The sequence below is a fragment of the Synechococcus sp. RSCCF101 genome (genome assembly GCF_008807075.1).
Lineage (GTDB): Bacteria > Cyanobacteriota > Cyanobacteriia > PCC-6307 > Cyanobiaceae > RSCCF101.
Genome location: NZ_CP035632.1, coordinates 110861 through 126103 on the forward strand (window position 1 = coordinate 110861; position 15243 = coordinate 126103).

Sequence of the window (15243 nt, forward strand, 5' to 3'; positions counted from 1 at the left end):
GCGGATCCCGGTGAGACGTGGGCGATCACGACGACGCCTGAGCGGGATCAGCGCCACGGCCGCGCTGATCCTGGCCCTGCCCCATGCGTGCGCTCCGCCGGTGTGGGGCGCGGAGGAGGTGCTCGTGGAGCTCGACGGGATGGTGCTCCCCCTGCCGCTGGCGGAGCTGGAGCGTCTCGCTCCCGAGGCTCCGGGGGCAGCCCTCAGTGCACCGATGGCGCCCCGGTCCGAGATGGAGGCCTGGCTGGCCCTGCTCGATGGCCGGAGCCGGGCGGACGTGCTGCATCTGCTGAGGGCGCCGTTGCTGAAGGATCGCAGCCTGGCGCAGCAGATGCTGCGCAGTTGGGCCGGGCAGCAGGTGATCGAGCAGCTGGGGGACATGATCGAGGTCGATGACCGCCCCGGCGGCGCCGCGGTGGTCCAGACCCTGCAGGATCTGCTGGAGCGCCAGCCCCAGGTCACCGCCCTCGACCTGCTGCGGGAGCTTCCCTCGGACCGGGTGCGGATCGATGTGGACGCGATCCTCTCCCTCGCCCGCCGCTGGCGTCGGGAGCTGAAGCGGCAGGAGGCCCTCATCACCCAGCTGCGGAGGCTTCCCCTGGCCGGTGCCCCGCCACGGTCCGATCGCCCGGAACCGACGGGACCGGCCGGCTCGCCCTCTGCCGGTCCTCGTGCGGTTGAGCTGGCCGTCTCCCATCGCCGCCAGCCCCTGCCCCTGGAGATCTGGCCGGCCAGTGGGGGGGCGCCCCGGCGGCAGTGGGTGCTCCTGATGCCGGGACTCGGCAGCCGGCCCGACCACTTCCGCTGGCTCAGCGGCTCCCTGGCTTCCAGGGGCTGGCCGGTGGTGGTGCTGCAGCACCCCGGCAGCGACGACCTGGCGGTTCGGCAGATGCTGCTGGGTGAGCGACCGCCCCCCGGCGCCGAGGTGCTCCCCACCCGGCTGGCGGACCTGCAGGCGGTCCTGGCGGCCGGTACCGATGGCCGGCTCGCCCTGCCCGAGGGGGATCTGGTGCTGATGGGTCATTCCCTCGGGGCCCTCACCGCGTTCCTTGCCGCCGGCCTCGAGCCGGAGCCGGGCCTGCCCCGGCGCTGCGAGCGCGCCCTGGAGGATCTGCCCCTCACCAATCTGTCGAGCCTGCTTCAGTGCGAGCTGGATCAGGTGGATCTGCCGCTGGTCCAGCCGCCGCCCCGCCTGGCGGCCATTGTGGCCTTCAACAGCTTCGGCAGCCTGCTCTGGCCGCGCGGCGGGCTGGCCCCACTGCCGGTTCCGGTGCTGCTCTCCGGCGGAACCCTCGACCTGATCACCCCTCCCCTGCGCGAGCAGCTGGCGCTGCTGGCCCCGATGCACAGCCGCCGCAGCCGGGCGGTGCTGGTGGAGGGCGGCAGTCATTTCTCGGTGATCCGGGTGGAGGGCGACGGGGACGGTGCCGACCTGTTCCAGCTGGGCGAGGAGCTGGTGGGGGTGGCGCCGCTGGCGGTGCAGCGTGCCCTGCTCAGCTTCACCGTCGACTTCCTCGAGGTGCTGCCGGCCGCCCCGTCACCCGGGGGCGGCGCCTCGGGGCCGGCCCCGGAAGGCCGTGGCCTGAGGCCCCAGCGGTACCGGGATCCCACCGTGCTGGCCCATGTCCTCGGTCCCGCGGAGGCCCGGCGCGTGCGCCGATCGCTGCGCTGACCCCCCGCCGGCGCGAGCCGGGCCCCTCAGAAGCGGATGCGTGGATCGAGCAGGGCCACCAGGATGTCGACGAGCACGCCCACCAGCACCACCAGGGCCGCCACCGTCACGACGATCCCCTGCACCACGGGATAGTCCCGCTGGGCGATCGCCTCCTGCAGCCGGAAGGCCAGGCCAGGCCAGGAGAAGGTCACCTCGATCAGCAGGGCACCCCCGATCAGAGAGGCCACCGTGATCCCGGTGATGGTCAGCACGGGCAGCAGCGCATTGGGGAGGGCATGGCGCAGCACCACACGGCGCTCCGGAAGGCCGCGGCTGCGGGCCGCTTCCACGTAGTCGGACTGGAGGGCACGCCGCAGGTTGAGCCGCAGGGCGTTGGTGAACACGCCGCTCAGCAGCAGACCCAGGGTGCAGGCCGGCAGCGCCAGATGCCGCAGGCTGGCGACCAGCAGGGGTCGATCAGCGCTGACCAGGGCATCGAGCACGTAGAAGCCGCTGCCATCCGGTGGTGGCAGCGATGGCGGCAGGCGGCCGCCCACCGGCAACCAGCGCAGCCAGACCGCGAAGACCAGTTGAATCACCATCGCCGCCCAGAAGGGGGGCAGGGCGTAGGTGCCGATGCCGTAGAGGCGTCCGGCCAGATCGAGGCGCCCTTCCGGTCGCGCGATGCCGCTGAAGCCCACCGCCAGACCCAGCAGGGCGGCCAGCACCAGGGCGGTCAGCCCCAGTTCCAGGCTCGCGGGCAGGCTGCGACGAATCACCTCGATCACCTCCTCGCCGCTCGTGAGCGAGGTGCCCAGCTGGCCGCGCAGCAACTGCAGCAGAAAGCCGGTGTACTGGGCCGGCAGCGGTCGGTCGAGCCCGAGCTGGCCCCGCAGGGCCGCACGGGCCTCCTCGGTGGCGCGAGTGCCGAGCAGGGCATCGATCGGATCGCCCGGGGCCACCCGCAGCAGCAGGAACACCAGGGTGGCGATCAGCCACAGCATCACCGGCACCAGCAGCACACGCCCGGCCAGGTAGCGCCCCAGTTCCGCGTGGCGACTCATCGGCCCTCGGTGCTGAGCCTGGCCAGGCGGAGCAGGCCGGTGCCGTCGAACTGGAGCCCGCCGACGCGGGGCTGTCCCCAGACCCGGATCGCTTCCAGCCAGATCGGGATCACCGGCACGCCGCCGGCGGCCTCCCGCTGGATGTCCTCGAGCACTCGCGTGCGTGCCTCACCCCGGATCTCCTGGCTGCGCACCAGTTGCTCCTGAAGCCCCGGACGGGTCCAGAAGCTGCCGCCCGAGGCGCTCTCACCGGCCAGGCAGCGCTCGCCCTCCGACTCCCGGCAGCTGAGCAGTGGGCTGAGGTAGCTGTCCGCGTCGGGAAAATCGGGTTTCCAGTCGAGCATGATCATCGGAAAGGCCCCGTCCCCCAGCTGGCGGTAGGCGGTGGTGGATTCCACGCCGCTGGTTTCGAGGTTGATGCAGTCGCCCAGGTCGCGCGCGATCTGGGCCTGCCAGGTGAGGGCGAACAGGCGGTCGTTGGCGCTGTTGGAGCGGAAGGTGAGGGGCAACTGCAGGCGCTCCCCTTGGCAGTAGCCGCTCTGCCGGAGCAGCCGGCGCGCCTGCTCCGGGTCGTAGGCCGGCCAGGCACCGGCCAGTGAGCCGCCGATCGATGGCGGCACCACGCTGCGCCAGGGTCGGTTCAGCCCGTGGCTGACGCGGGCGTTCACCGGCCTGCGGGCAACGCTGAGCGCCAGGGCACGGCGCAGCTCCGGCCGGTCGAGGGGGGGCTGGTCCGTGCGCAGAGCCAGATAGGTGATGCCCAGGGCCGGACCCACCGCCTCCTTCAGTCCTCCCTGTCCGGCCCGTTGATGGAGGGCCCGCTGCTGGTCGCTTTCCAGGGAGGAGGAGAGCAGCACGTCCACCTCGTCGCTGAGGAGGGCGCCGAAGAGAGCCGTGGAGTTGCTGAAGCTGATCAGGTCCAGGCCGCGGTTCGCCGGTGGCGGTCCGGGATAGTCCTGCCAGGGCTCCAACCGCTGACGCTGGGGGTCGAAGGCGGCCAGTCGGTAGGGGCCGGTGCCCACGAAGCGGGTGTTCAGGGGGCGATCGGCATGATCGCGGTAGGCCGTGGGCGAGACCGGCGTGAGCAGGGTGCTGCTCAGCAGCTCCGGCAGTGGGGAATAGGGGGCCTTGAGCGTGAGCCGCATCTCCAGCGGTGCGATGACCTCCAGTGCCGCCACCCGATCGCGCAGCAGGTAGCTCAGGCGTCCGATCGCCATGAACCGCTCGAGGCTGAACACGAGCGCGGCCGCATCCAGTGGAGTGCCGTCGTGGAAGCGCAGCCCCTCACGCAGCCGCACGGTCGCCTGCAGGCCATCGGCGCTCAGCCGTGGCGCCGCCGCTGCGAGCACCGGAGTGAGGGTGCCGTCCGGCCCGAGCCGGTAGAGGGGATCGCCGAGAGCGGCCAGCAGCTGGATCGCACCGAGGCTCACGGCCTGCACCGGATCCACCGAATCGACCCGGGCCTTGCGGGCCACCACGATCCGGTTGAGATCACGAGGGGTGGCGCATCCGAGCAGGCTGCCGGACAGAGCGAGGGCCAGCGTCAGCCCCAGGGCCGGGCAGCGCTGGCGGGGTGCCGCGGCTCCGATCACAGGGTGCGCAGACAGGCAGCGACGGCGTCGATGGCGCCGTGGGAGCGGATCGCCGCCATCGCCTCCTGGAAGCGCGCTTCGCTCACCTCGTGGGTGATCACCACGATTTCGGCGGCCGCGCCCTGGGCCTCCAGCTGCACGATCGACTGGATCGAGACGCCGCGATCACCGAAACAGCGGCCGATCGTGCCGATCACGCCGGGCTCATCCCGCGTCTTCAGGCGCACGTAGTTGCGATGGCGGCTGCGGCTGGGGTCGGCCAGCACGCAGCGACGCCAGCTGCCGGCGGCCAGCAGGGGATCGAGGCTGCGGCCCTCGCTCTGCACCTGGCGAATCCCGGCGATGTTGAGGATGTCGGCCACCACGGCCGATGCCGTGGGCCCGGCCCCGGCGCCGGGGCCATAGAACATGACCTGACCGATGGGATCCCCCTCCACCAGGATCGCGTTGTTCACCCCGTTCACACCCGCCAGCGGGTGATCCAGCGGCACCAGGGTGGGGTGCACCTGGATGTCGAGCGGCCGGGCTCCCTGCGGATCGTCCTCGGCCTCCTCCAGGGCCTGGGCGGTGGCCAGCAGCTTCACCGCGTATCCCAGCCGTCGGGCGTAACCGACATCGCGCCCGTCCAGGCGGCTGATGCCTTCGGTGGGGATCGCCAGGCGATCCACCGGGCCGCCGAAGGCCAGCCCGGCCAGGATCGCGATCTTGTCGGCGGCGTCATGGCCGTCCACATCCGCCGCCGGGTCCGCCTCCGCATAGCCCAGCTCCTGGGCCTGGGCCAGCACCTCGGCGTAGCCGGCACCCTCGCCGGCCATGCGGGTGAGGATGTAGTTGGTGGTGCCGTTGATGATGCCGCTCACCCGGCGGATGCGGTTGCCTCCCAGGGACTGCTTGAGCGGCTCGATGATCGGGATGCCGCCACCCACGGCGGCTTCGATCAGCACGTAGACCCCGGCCTCGGCGGCGGCGGCGGCGATCTCCTCACCATGGCGCGCGATCACGGCCTTGTTGGCGGTGACCACCGATTTGCCGGCGGCGATCGCCCGCAGGATCAGGGTGCGGGCCGGCTCCAGACCGCCGATCAGTTCCACCACGATCTCCACTCCGGGATCGTCCACCACCTGTTCCGGCGAGGTGGTGAGCACCCCGGCCGGCACAGCCACCGAGCGGGGGCGGGAGGGATCCCGCACCGCCACCCGTTTCAGGCTGAGGGCCTGCACCAGTGGATGCCGCCCGCTCGCCTCCTGAATGATCTCGGCGACGCCGCCCCCGACGGTTCCCAGCCCCAGCAGGCCGATGCCGATCCCCATGGTGGAAGCGCGTGACGCCCGATCCTAGAAATCCGCTGGGCTGGGGTCTGCGGCGGCGAGGGCACCGGCCTGGGACTGCATCATCCGGAAGATGTTGAGGAAGCCGTTGGCCCGCGATGGGGTCAGGCTGGCCTGCAGCCCGGTTTCGGCGATGAAGCCGGGGTCCATCTCCGCCACCTGATCCGGCCTGAGCCCGCTGAGACCCTCGATCAGCAGGGCCAGCAATCCCTTGGTGATCTGGGCATCGGACTCGCCCTGCCAGCGGAGCAGGCCCTCCTCCAGATGGCCCACCACATAGACCTGGGACACACAGCCGCGCACCTTGAACACCTCCTGCTTCAGCTCCTCCGGCAGGGGTTCGAGGCGCCGTGCCAGCCAGAGCACGTACTCGTACCGGCGCCTCGGATCACTGGTGTCCCGGAGCCTGGACACCATGCGGTCCAGAGTCGGGCTGGCGGTGCTGGGCATGGGGGTGCGGCGCTGGACCGCTGGTCGGATCTCAGCGGCGCCTGAGGCTAACGACCGCGCCGCTGAGGACGCCACCCAGCAGCAGGGCCAGGCCCGTCGGGGCCGGGGCGGGGCGCCAGGGGGACGGAGCCTGCAGCACGACCTCGTCGGGCCGCGGCCGGGCTTCCCGCACCGGCATCTCCAGGTAGTCGCGATGGCCGGGGCCCCCATCCACCTGGATCTCCCAGGTTCCATCGAGCTGGCTGGGCAGGGTGAAACTGAGGCTGCCGCTGGCATCGGTGCGGCCCACCTCCACCGGCTCGGAGCCATCGGGCGGAAGCAGGCGCACCACGGCATCAGTGGCGGGTTCGCCGGTGGAGAAGCGACTGCTGATCGTCAGGCCATTCTCCTGCTCCGGCCAGTCGTCCTGCAGATCGGCGAGGTGCATCAGCGTCGACTCGATCGCGTGGGATCGGACCGCCGGAGGCGTGACCACAACGCTCAGGGCGACGGCGGCCGCAAGGCCATGCCAGGGGGTGAAACGACCTCCGGGAACCATGGTGTCGAAGACGGAATGGGAAGCATTGAGGCCGATGTCGGGCGGCCGGTCAAGGGCCGCCGGTCGGCGCTCGACCGTCAGGCCCCGGCCGACCAACGGCTCGGCGATGCGGCGCCGGCGTTGACCATGCGGCCGACGGAGGCCACCATCATCGCCAGGGCCGGACTGGAGGCGCCGCGCTGGCTCAGCTCGGAGGCGATCACCTGCTCCGCGGCCGAGCCCCCCATGCTGCGGGCCGAATCGGAGAGGCGCTCCGCCGGGCTGGCGTGATGACCCCAGGACGGGCAGGGCTGAAGCATGCGGGACACAGGCCTGAGGCTCTGGCTGGTTGATCTTTGCAGAGCCCGGTGATCCCGTAACCGAATCAGCAATCCAGCTCAACAGCTTGCAACCATTCCAGTCCGTCCTCACTCAGCCAGCCGTGGAAGGGCACATCCCAGCTCTCCCTGGGCAGCCGCCGGCGGCGGCAGCAGGACGGCAGCACCACCAGGGCGGGAACTCCGCGCCAGGCGGCCCGGGCCCGCAGCCGGTCGTAGTAGCCGCCGCCGTAGCCCAGTCGGTAGCCGCCCTCGTCCACGGCCAGGCCCGGCACCAGCAGCAGGGCCAGTGCATCCGGTGCCAGCGCGGGTTCCGTGCCGGGCGGCGCCGGGATGCCGCAGGCATCCGGAACCAGCGGTCCGCCGGCCCTCCAGGCCCGGTAGCCCAGCTCCCCGGATGCGGTCACGGCCGGCAGGGCGACGCCGCTCAGCCCGCACCGCTCGGTCAGCTGCTCCGGCAGAGCCAGCAGATCCGGCTCCCCCCGCAGAGGCCAGTAGAGCCCGAGGGCACCGCTCCGGCCGAGTCGGGCCAGCAGCGGTGGCAGATGCCGGATCGCGCTGGCCAGGATCGCCCCGGGTTCCGTCTCGAGTGCCTCGCGGCGGGCGGCTTTCAGTTGCCGCCGCAGATCCTCCTTGACCGCGCCCTCGGCCCCGCCGCTCCCGGTCCCGCTCACCGCCGCAGCAGACCGGTGAGGGCCACGGCCAGAGCATCGGCCGCGTCGTCGGGCCGGGGCGGATCCTCCAGCTCCAGATCACGCATCACCGCGGTGAGCACCTGCTGCTTGTCGGCATGGCCATCCCCGGTCAGGGCCTGCTTGATCTGCATGGGGGGGTACTCCAGCGCCGGGATGTGGAACCGGGCCAGGGTCATCATCACGACCCCCCGCGCCTGAACCACGCTGATGGTGGTGCTGGAGCGATAGAAGAAGAACTTCTCGACCGAGGCCTGATCGGGCCGCCAGGCCCGGATCAGGCGGCGCAGGTCGCCGGCGATCTCCACCAGCCGCTCGGCTTCCGGACGTCCCGGATCGGTGCGGAGGATGCCGCAGTCGAGCATCCGGTGCCGGCGGCCGCGCTCCGTTTCGATCAGGCCGTAGCCCACCCGGGCCAGTCCGGGATCGATGCCGAGCATGCGCATGGTGCGGTTGCCCGGCCCGCCTCAGCTCGCCAGGGCCAGCTGGAAGGCCTCCATGTCCTCCGGTTCCGCCTGCTCGAAGACCTTGCAGAAGACCTTCACCACGCGATCGCCCGAATCGATCTGCTCCAGTGGATCCTTGCGCAGACGGTGGCGCAGGCAGCAGGCCACCACACGGGCCACATCGCTCTCCTGCACCTCACTGCGGCCCTCGAGGGCCGCCAGTGCCCGGGCGGCCCGGTTGGTCACGATGTCGCCGCGCAGACCATCCACATCCAGCTCGCCGCACACCGCGGAGATGCGGATCCGCAGGTCGGGATCCAGCTGGACCGATCCCAGCCGCTCGCGGGCCTCCACCACCCGGGCGGCGATGGTGGCCTGCTGCTCCGCCACCTCGCTTGCGAAGCCATCCGGATCGGCATCGAAGCGGGTGCGCTGATCTACCACCTGCACCCGCAGCTCGGGATCGCGCACGGTGCGCACCTCCACGCTCATCCCGAAGCGGTCAAGCAGCTGCGGCCGCAGTTCCCCCTCCTCCGGGTTGCCGGAACCGATCAGCACGAAGCGTGCCGGGTGCCGCACCGACACACCCTCCCGCTCGACCGTGTTCCAGCCGGAGGCGGCTGAATCCAGCAGCACATCGACGAGGTGGTCATCGAGCAGGTTGACCTCGTCCACGTAGAGGAGGCCCCGGTTCGCCTTGGCCAGCAGGCCGGGTTCGAAGGCCCGCACCCCTTCGCTCAGGGCCTTCTCGATGTCGATCGTGCCGCAGAGGCGGTCTTCGGTGGCGCCGAGCGGCAGGTCCACCATCGGCACCTGACGCTGCTCGACGGGCAGGGTCTCGCCGTGGTCGAGGCGCTGGCGCACCTCACTGCTCTGCAGGTCCGGGTCGTCCGGGGCGCTGTTGTAGGGGTCGCCGGCGACCACCTCGATGCCCGGCAGCAGATCGGCCAGGGCTCGGATCGTGGTGGATTTGCCCGTGCCGCGATCGCCCATGATCATCACGCCGCCGATGCGGGGGTCGATCACGTTGAGCAGCAGGGCCAGCTTCATCTCCTCCTGCCCCACGATCGCGGCGAACGGGAAGACCCGGCTCTGACTGCGCTGGCTCACGGGCATGGGCTGGAGATCGCTGGGGATTGTTTCACAGGCAGCAGGCTGAGCACCTGCGGCGGCGTGGCGTCGGCCGGGTAGATCAGCCGCACCCGCACCCGGCGCTCCTCCCCGGGCGCGAGGGTGATCCGGCCCAGGGCAGGGCCCGCCTGACCCTGGCGGGCCACCAGGTGGAAGCGGCGGGCGCCGGCGGGACGACCCGAGGCGCCATCAAGGCCACTCACCTCGACCGGGCCGCGGAACATCACGGCCTTGCCGGGGGGGCTGCGGAAGCGAAGACCACCGATCGGCTCATCGGTCTTCACAGGCGATTCCAGAGCCAGATCGAGGGCGACGGGGGCATCGCCGTCGTTGTGGAGGGGCAGGGTGAGGTCGTATTCGACGCCGTAGTTGCCGTGGGCGGCCCAGGCCGTGTCCGGCACGAAGCGTTCCAGCTCGGCGGTCTGCACCTGGCCCGTGCCGAGCCGGCCCCGTTCCAGGCTGCTGATCGGCCAGGACACCGGCGCGTCGGCTGCACGGAGGCTGCTGCTCTCCGGTGAGGTCAGGGTTGCCTGCCAGCGCTGCCCGAGCTGAACGCCGTTGACGCGGGAGTACACGATCCCGCCCGGCGCCCCGCGGGGTGTGGGGCTGTGCTCCCGGGGGCTGAAGCGACCCGAGGCCAGCAGATCGCGCCAGACGTCGGCGGACGGGGGGGCATCCGGCGGGCCGTAGGTGGCCAGGGTGGCGACGCTCAACGGGCCATCGCTTTCCAGACGCAGCTGCAGGTTGCGGCCGTTGAGAAGGGGGTCGAGTCCCTCCACCGGCAGGGGCAGGGTCAGCAGCACCGTGGCGGGACCGTCGTCGATGGTCCATTGCTGAGGCAGCTGCGCTGTGCTCTCGCCCCGCAGCAACTCGCCGGCCACCCGGCTGCCCGGCCCGGAGAACACCGGCTCGGTGGTCTCCGCGATCACCGGAGGTAGCGGCAGGAAGGGAGCCGCCACCTGTCCCTGCCGCGTCGCCTGGGAGAGGGATGTGGCCCCCTCCAGCAGTCGCAGGGCAATCGGCCCGGTGCCGCTGGTGGCGGGCGCCGCCACCACCGCCAGCCAGAGGGTCGAATCGAGTCGATCGGGCCGGCCGGCGTACACGTGGTGACTGAACAGATCGAACCGCCCGGAGAGGGGGAGGTTCAGGTGGGCATCGCTGCCCTCGCTGCCGAAGCGCTCGGCATCGAAGGTGGAGAGAAGGATGCCGGGCTCCCGGATCAGTTCCGGGTTGTTGTCGTTGAGCATCGGCACGTCATCCAGCGCACCGCTCAGGGGGCGCACCCGCTGACAGCGGAGCTGCTCGCCATCCGCCTGCGGCGTTCGGGCCGATGCGGCGTCGGAGGCCAGGGCCAGGCCGAGGGTTCCCGCCAGCAGCAGCGGCATCGCCAGCAGCGGTAGCCGCCCGCGGCGTGTCGAGAGGAGATCCGGGCGCCTCATTGCGGAGCCTGCATCAGGGTGGGCGCCATCGCGGCCGCCATGGCGCGGATCAGGTCGGTGGAGCGGGGGTCGTTGAAGGGGCCCTCCACCATGAAGGCCGCCACGGCGCGTCGGCCGTCCGGCAGGTGGATCAGCCCGGCATCGGCGTAGGCGATGCCGATGTCACCGGTCTTGTTGTAGACGGACACCCCCTTGGCCATCAGGGCGTCGTCAACGTTGCCCCCGCCCCCGCCGAGCCCCTTGAGCAGGCCCGCCGGCAGCAGGGTGTTGGTGCGGGAGGTGGCCATCACCTCCTTGAACAGATCCCGCGCCCTGGGCGAGAGCCGCTCGCCGGTGTCGACCAGGGCCAGGGTGCGGGCCAGGTCACGGGTGCTCGTGGTGTTGGTGCCCTCGAGATCCGGCAGCCAGTTGTTGACCACCGTGGCGGTCAGCCCGAGATCCTGGAAGCGACGGTTGACCGCCTCCTGCCCACCGGCGGCCCGGATCACCAGGTTCGTGGCGGTGTTGTCGCTGACCCGGATCATCTCGGTGGCCGCCTCATGCAGCGGGAAGCGCGTTCCCACGGGCTTGGAGGCCATCCAGCCGGCACCGCCTCCGATCACCTCCTGGTCCATGGTGAGCGGGGCATCCCAGCGTTGGCTGCCGGCGTCGATCCCCTCGAGGGCGGCAAGCAGGATCGGCGTCTTGATCGAACTGGCGGCTGATCGGGGTTCACCGGCCGCCAGCTGGGCGTATCGGCCGTCGTCGAGGATCAGCAGGAATCCGCTGGCCTTGAGATCGGGCTGGGCCGCGGCCAGAGTCCGCCAGCGCTCACTGATGGCGCTGAGCTCGCTGCTGGTCTCGAACCGCCCACTGGGGAGGCCCTCCGGCAGTGCGCGGACCGTCTGCGGTTCGTTGCCCTGACCGGCGTCGGTGCTCCCGGCGTCTGCCCCCGAGCGGGCCTGCCAGTGGGGTGCCATCAGCTTGAGGCCGGAGCCGGTGAGAACCCCCAGGCCCACACCGAGTACGGCAAGCCTCAGCACCAGACGGAACGGCCGGCCCCAGCCTGCGGCGGCACGAGGAGAGGAGGACCGGGACACGGGGGCCTGCATGGATGGAAGCTGGACCGGAACGCTAGGCATGGGGATGGCGCGAGGCCCAGCGGAGCTGGCGCACCATGCCTCGCAGCAGTGCCACCTCGCTGTCTGTGATGTCGGCGCGGTTCAGGAGAGCGCGCAACTTGGCCATGCGGGCACGGGCGGTGTGAGGCAGGAGAAAGCCCGCATTCAGCAGCAGCTGCTCGGCATCCTCCAGGCAGGCATCCAGAACACCGTTGGGCGGGAGGTCCTCCCTTGTAGCGGCCGCTCCGTCGGCCGCAAGGGCGCCATGGCCAGGTCCCGATCCGCTCGCGCCCGGCCGGCGCTGCCGTTCCATCCAGCTGTGCAGCACCACGGCCACCGCATGGGAGAGGTTGAGCGAGCCGTAGGGCGAGCCTGTGTCGATGCGCAGCAGGCGGTTGGCCTGCAGGAGCTCCTCGTTGCTCAGCCCCCGCGACTCCCGGCCGAACACCACGGCAGCCCGCTCACCCTCGGCAGCGGACTGCAGCCAGTCGAGCGCCTCGGGAACCGAGAGCGCGGGAACCGGTTCCGGCTCGAGCCGGGCGCTGCAGGCCACCACCCTGTGGCAGTCCGCCAGGGCCTGCCGGAGGCCGGGATCGATGCGGGCCTGCCGGAGCACCTCTTGACCGTGCACGGCCATGCGCCGGGCCTCGGGACCATCCGGATCGCAGCGAGGGGCCACCAGCCGCAACTGCTCAACGGGGAAGTTGGCACAGAGCCGGGCCACGCTGCCCACGTTCAGGGCCCCCTCCGGCTCGACCAGCACCACCACCAGGGGGGCGATCACTCCAGGCTGTGCAGGTAGGCGAGCAGGTCAGCCATGGCCTGCGGGTTGGGTTCGAAGCTGGGCATGGGCGGGGTCTCACCGCTCACCACCTGGTGGATCAGGGCGCTGTCGCTGCGGCGGCGGCTGACGCCATGAAGGTTGGGACCCACGAGCCCGCGGGCCTCCGCGCCGTGGCAGCTGGCGCAGTTCATGCGGAACAACTGGTCGCCGCTGCCGGCCGATCCCTCGAGGGCGAGGGTGGCCCGAACGTAGGGGTCGCGCCGTGACGCCGGCAGCACCACCAGCAGCAGAGCGATGCAGGCCACGGCCGCGGCCAGCAGCAGGCCGCTGATCAGGCTGCGGGCGTCGCCGCTGCGGGCTTCCGTCGTGGCGGCATCCGCAGCTGTTGAGGTGGATGGCGAACCGGTCACAAAAGCCGAAGGACCATGGAACAATTGTGGCCGACACCCTGACCGGAACGCGTCATGATCGAGCCCCTCCTCTGCGGAATCGTCCTGGGGCTGATTCCTGTGACCCTTCTGGGTCTGTTCGTGGCGGCGTGGAACCAGTACCGCCGGGGCAGTGCGCTGGGTGGCTGAGAAAGAGAACGCGGCTGCCGCCGTAGGAGCGCGCACTCTCCAGCTCCCAGCCCAGCGCCGACCAGTCCTCCTCTGAGCAGGCCTGCCGGCCGCATTCGAGCATCAGCAGGCCGCCGGGCCTCAGCCAGCGCCTCTCGCTCACCAGGGCCCCCACCCTGGGCAGCAGGTCTGCCCCATAGGGCGGATCGGCGTAGATCAGGTCAAAGCCCCGGACCGGTTCATCGCTGCTGAGCCACTGGAGAACGTCCATCCGGATCGCCTCCAGTGCCGGGGGTGGACCCTCGGATGGGGATCCGGCGCCAGCCGCCACGGCCTCCAGATTCGCCCGGGCCACGGCCAGCACGCGGGCATTGCGGTCCACGGCCACCACCCGTTCCGCGCCGCGCTGGAGGGCTTCACAGCCCATCACGCCGCTGCCGCAGAACAGATCCAGCCAGTGGCACTGCCGCAGTCCCCGCTGCCCCTGGGATCCGTCCCGGTGGACCAGGCGGTTGAACACCGCCTCCCGCACCCTGGATGCGGTGGGCCTGGCCACGTCACCCGGAGGACTGAGCAGGCGCCGGCCGCTGCTCAGGCGGAGCATGCGCTCTCTAGCCAGCGCCGCAGAAGGCGCTGGCCATGCAGTCCCGATTTTTCGGGGTGGAACTGGCAGGCCGCCACATTCCGGTGCCACACGGCTGCCGTGATCGGTTCCCCGGCGAAGCGGACGGAGGCGGCCACGTCCTCCTGTCGTTCCGGAACCGCGGCGTAGGAATGCACGAAATAGACCCAGGTGGCCGGTTCATCCGCCCTGAGCAGGGGAGTGCCGGCTTCAGCCTGCAGCGGCGACCAGCCCATGTGGGGCACCATCTCGCCCCGATCTCTCGGCAGGGCGCGCACATGGCCGGGGATCAGGCCCAGGCCGCGGGCCGATCCTTCGTCGCTGCCCTCGAACAGCAGCTGCAGCCCGAGGCAGATGCCGAGCAGGGGCCGGCCGTCGTTGCACCATTGCGTCAGGCCCGACGCCAATCCGGAGCGGTGCAGCTGCTCCATGGCCGGATCGAAGGCTCCCACACCCGGCAGCACCAGGGCGTCGCATGCCGCCATCGCCTCGCTGCGCTGCACGGTGCAGACCCGGCATGAGAGCCGCTCGAAGGCCCGCTGCACCGAGTGCAGGTTGCCCATGCCGTAATCGAGAAGTCCGATGCTGCTCATGATCCGATGGTTCCGGGGCGGGTCGGGTCCGATTGGCAGGCGGCGTCCGGGGCGTCGGCCAGCTCCAGATCGTTCAGCCAGTCGATGGCCCGGACCAGCAGGCCGATGCGGCGCTCATCGAATCGGAACCGCAGGCGGAACAGGGGCGTCGCCTCAGGATCGGAGTGCAACCAGCCGTGCTCCAGCCGCTCTGGGCTGCTGCAGCGGAACAGCTCATCGAACTCACGGCTGAAGCGGTGAATGGCGGTCTGCGGCAACGCTGCGTGCAGATGCAACGCCATGGTGTCGCCACTGCGGTGGATGCTGTGCAACAGGCGATAAAAGTGCCGGATGCGTTCGATCACCTGCTCCGGGTCGGTGCAGAAGCGCAGCAGGGCCTCATCCTCCGCTGCGATATGACCGTTGCCACGCAGCTGTTCAAGGATGCGCCGCTGCAGCCTAAGCCAGGAGCCATCGGCCTCCGGCGCCATCAGCACCACGGGGATCGGTGGCGTTCGCCCGGTCTGAATCAGGGTGAGGCTCTCGAACATTTCGTCGAGGGTGCCGAAGCCGCCGGGGCAGATCACCAGGGCATCGCTCTCACGCAGGAAGAAGAGTTTCCGGGTGAAGAAATAGTGGCAGGTGAGCAGGCGTTGGTTCGTCGCATCCAGGTAGCGATTGGCCACCTGCTCCTCCGGCAGCCGCACATTGACGCCGAAGCTATGGTCCTGGCCGGCCCCTCTGTTGGCCGCTTCCATGATGCCCGGACCCGCACCGGTGATCACGTCGAAACCGTTGGCGGCAGCCAGTTGTCCCAGGTGGCAGGCCTGCCGGTAGGCTGATCCATAGGCCGGGCTGCGGGCGGAGCCGAACACCGCGATCCGGCGGCGACCGGAAGCGTTGCGAAACAGCTCCAAGCCCTGGCGCAGATCGGCGAGGGTGCCGTGGATCAGGCGC

17 protein-coding genes and 1 pseudogene are annotated in these 15243 nt (G+C 71.0%); 2 read left to right on the top strand and 16 right to left on the bottom strand.

Annotation, left to right across the window (positions count from 1 at the left end; all coding sequences use genetic code 11):
* Nucleotides 1-10: 10 nt before the first annotated feature.
* Nucleotides 11-1672, top strand: coding sequence for an alpha/beta hydrolase (locus EVJ50_RS00590; RefSeq protein WP_225322992.1), 1662 nt, complete (start codon nt 11-13; stop codon nt 1670-1672).
* 26 nt (nt 1673-1698) lie between these two features.
* Here EVJ50_RS00590 and EVJ50_RS00595 read toward each other — a convergent pair whose 3' ends face one another.
* The 13 genes from EVJ50_RS00595 to EVJ50_RS00655 all read right to left on the bottom strand — a co-directional run bounded on the left by EVJ50_RS00595 (nt 1699) and on the right by EVJ50_RS00655 (nt 12945).
* Nucleotides 1699-2718, bottom strand: a complete 1020-nt coding sequence (locus EVJ50_RS00595; protein ID WP_150881898.1) for an ABC transporter permease — start codon at nt 2716-2718, stop codon at nt 1699-1701.
* On the bottom strand, nt 2715-4310 hold the full coding sequence (locus tag EVJ50_RS00600; protein ID WP_225322993.1) for an ABC transporter substrate-binding protein: 1596 nt from the start codon (nt 4308-4310) through the stop codon (nt 2715-2717). Before EVJ50_RS00600 ends, EVJ50_RS00595 begins: the two co-directional genes overlap by 4 nt.
* Complete coding sequence (locus EVJ50_RS00605) at nt 4307-5620, bottom strand: homoserine dehydrogenase (RefSeq protein WP_150881899.1); 1314 nt, start codon at nt 5618-5620, stop codon at nt 4307-4309. Before EVJ50_RS00605 ends, EVJ50_RS00600 begins: the two co-directional genes overlap by 4 nt.
* A 24-nt stretch (nt 5621-5644) precedes the next feature.
* Entirely contained in the window at nt 5645-6088 is a 444-nt protein-coding gene (locus EVJ50_RS00610; RefSeq protein WP_150881900.1) for a SufE family protein, read from the bottom strand.
* Nucleotides 6089-6119: 31 nt separating this feature from the next.
* Nucleotides 6120-6722: a hypothetical protein gene (locus EVJ50_RS00615; RefSeq protein ID WP_150881901.1), complete on the bottom strand. Its 603-nt coding sequence runs from the start codon at nt 6720-6722 to the stop codon at nt 6120-6122.
* On the bottom strand, nt 6704-6925 hold the full coding sequence (locus EVJ50_RS00620; protein ID WP_150881902.1) for a hypothetical protein: 222 nt from the start codon (nt 6923-6925) through the stop codon (nt 6704-6706). The genes EVJ50_RS00615 and EVJ50_RS00620 overlap by 19 nt, the downstream gene beginning before the upstream one ends.
* A gap of 65 nt (nt 6926-6990) precedes the next feature.
* On the bottom strand, nt 6991-7617 hold the full coding sequence (locus EVJ50_RS00625) for a 5-formyltetrahydrofolate cyclo-ligase (RefSeq protein ID WP_225322994.1): 627 nt from the start codon (nt 7615-7617) through the stop codon (nt 6991-6993).
* Complete coding sequence (ruvC, locus tag EVJ50_RS00630; protein ID WP_150881903.1) at nt 7614-8081, bottom strand: crossover junction endodeoxyribonuclease RuvC; 468 nt, start codon at nt 8079-8081, stop codon at nt 7614-7616. The genes EVJ50_RS00625 and ruvC overlap by 4 nt, the downstream gene beginning before the upstream one ends.
* 21 nt (nt 8082-8102) lie before the next feature.
* Nucleotides 8103-9197 carry a magnesium chelatase ATPase subunit I gene (gene bchI / locus EVJ50_RS00635; RefSeq protein ID WP_150881904.1) on the bottom strand — a complete coding sequence of 365 codons (1095 nt, stop codon included), beginning with the start codon at nt 9195-9197 and terminating at the stop codon, nt 8103-8105.
* Nucleotides 9188-10651 (bottom strand): DUF3370 domain-containing protein, encoded by a 1464-nt coding sequence (locus EVJ50_RS00640; protein ID WP_225322995.1) that lies wholly within the window; start codon nt 10649-10651, stop codon nt 9188-9190. The genes bchI and EVJ50_RS00640 overlap by 10 nt, the downstream gene beginning before the upstream one ends.
* On the bottom strand, nt 10648-11730 hold the full coding sequence (locus tag EVJ50_RS00645; RefSeq protein WP_225322996.1) for a serine hydrolase: 1083 nt from the start codon (nt 11728-11730) through the stop codon (nt 10648-10650). Before EVJ50_RS00645 ends, EVJ50_RS00640 begins: the two co-directional genes overlap by 4 nt.
* A gap of 34 nt (nt 11731-11764) precedes the next feature.
* Nucleotides 11765-12535: an RNA methyltransferase gene (locus tag EVJ50_RS00650; protein ID WP_150881906.1), complete on the bottom strand. Its 771-nt coding sequence runs from the start codon at nt 12533-12535 to the stop codon at nt 11765-11767.
* The gene (locus EVJ50_RS00655) at nt 12532-12945 is read right to left on the bottom strand and encodes a cytochrome c (protein ID WP_225322997.1); all 414 of its coding nucleotides are present in this window, start codon (nt 12943-12945) and stop codon (nt 12532-12534) included. The genes EVJ50_RS00650 and EVJ50_RS00655 overlap by 4 nt, the downstream gene beginning before the upstream one ends.
* Before the next feature lie 54 nt (nt 12946-12999).
* Between EVJ50_RS00655 and petG the strand changes: the two genes are divergently transcribed.
* Nucleotides 13000-13113: a cytochrome b6-f complex subunit V gene (gene petG, locus EVJ50_RS14755; RefSeq protein ID WP_006041770.1), complete on the top strand. Its 114-nt coding sequence runs from the start codon at nt 13000-13002 to the stop codon at nt 13111-13113.
* Nucleotides 13114-13174: 61 nt separating this feature from the next.
* On the opposite strand, the pseudogene EVJ50_RS14445 reads toward petG, so the two are convergent.
* From EVJ50_RS14445 to EVJ50_RS00670, 3 genes and pseudogenes are all read right to left on the bottom strand, one after another.
* Nucleotides 13175-13696 (bottom strand): annotated as a pseudogene (locus EVJ50_RS14445) (RsmD family RNA methyltransferase); the annotation flags it as partial.
* Complete coding sequence (hisH, locus tag EVJ50_RS00665) at nt 13684-14307, bottom strand: imidazole glycerol phosphate synthase subunit HisH (RefSeq protein WP_150881908.1); 624 nt, start codon at nt 14305-14307, stop codon at nt 13684-13686. The gene hisH and the pseudogene EVJ50_RS14445, both read right to left, overlap by 13 nt.
* On the bottom strand, nt 14304-15203 hold the full coding sequence (locus tag EVJ50_RS00670; protein ID WP_191964807.1) for a TIGR00730 family Rossman fold protein: 900 nt from the start codon (nt 15201-15203) through the stop codon (nt 14304-14306). The genes hisH and EVJ50_RS00670 overlap by 4 nt, the downstream gene beginning before the upstream one ends.
* Nucleotides 15204-15243: the final 40 nt, after the last annotated feature.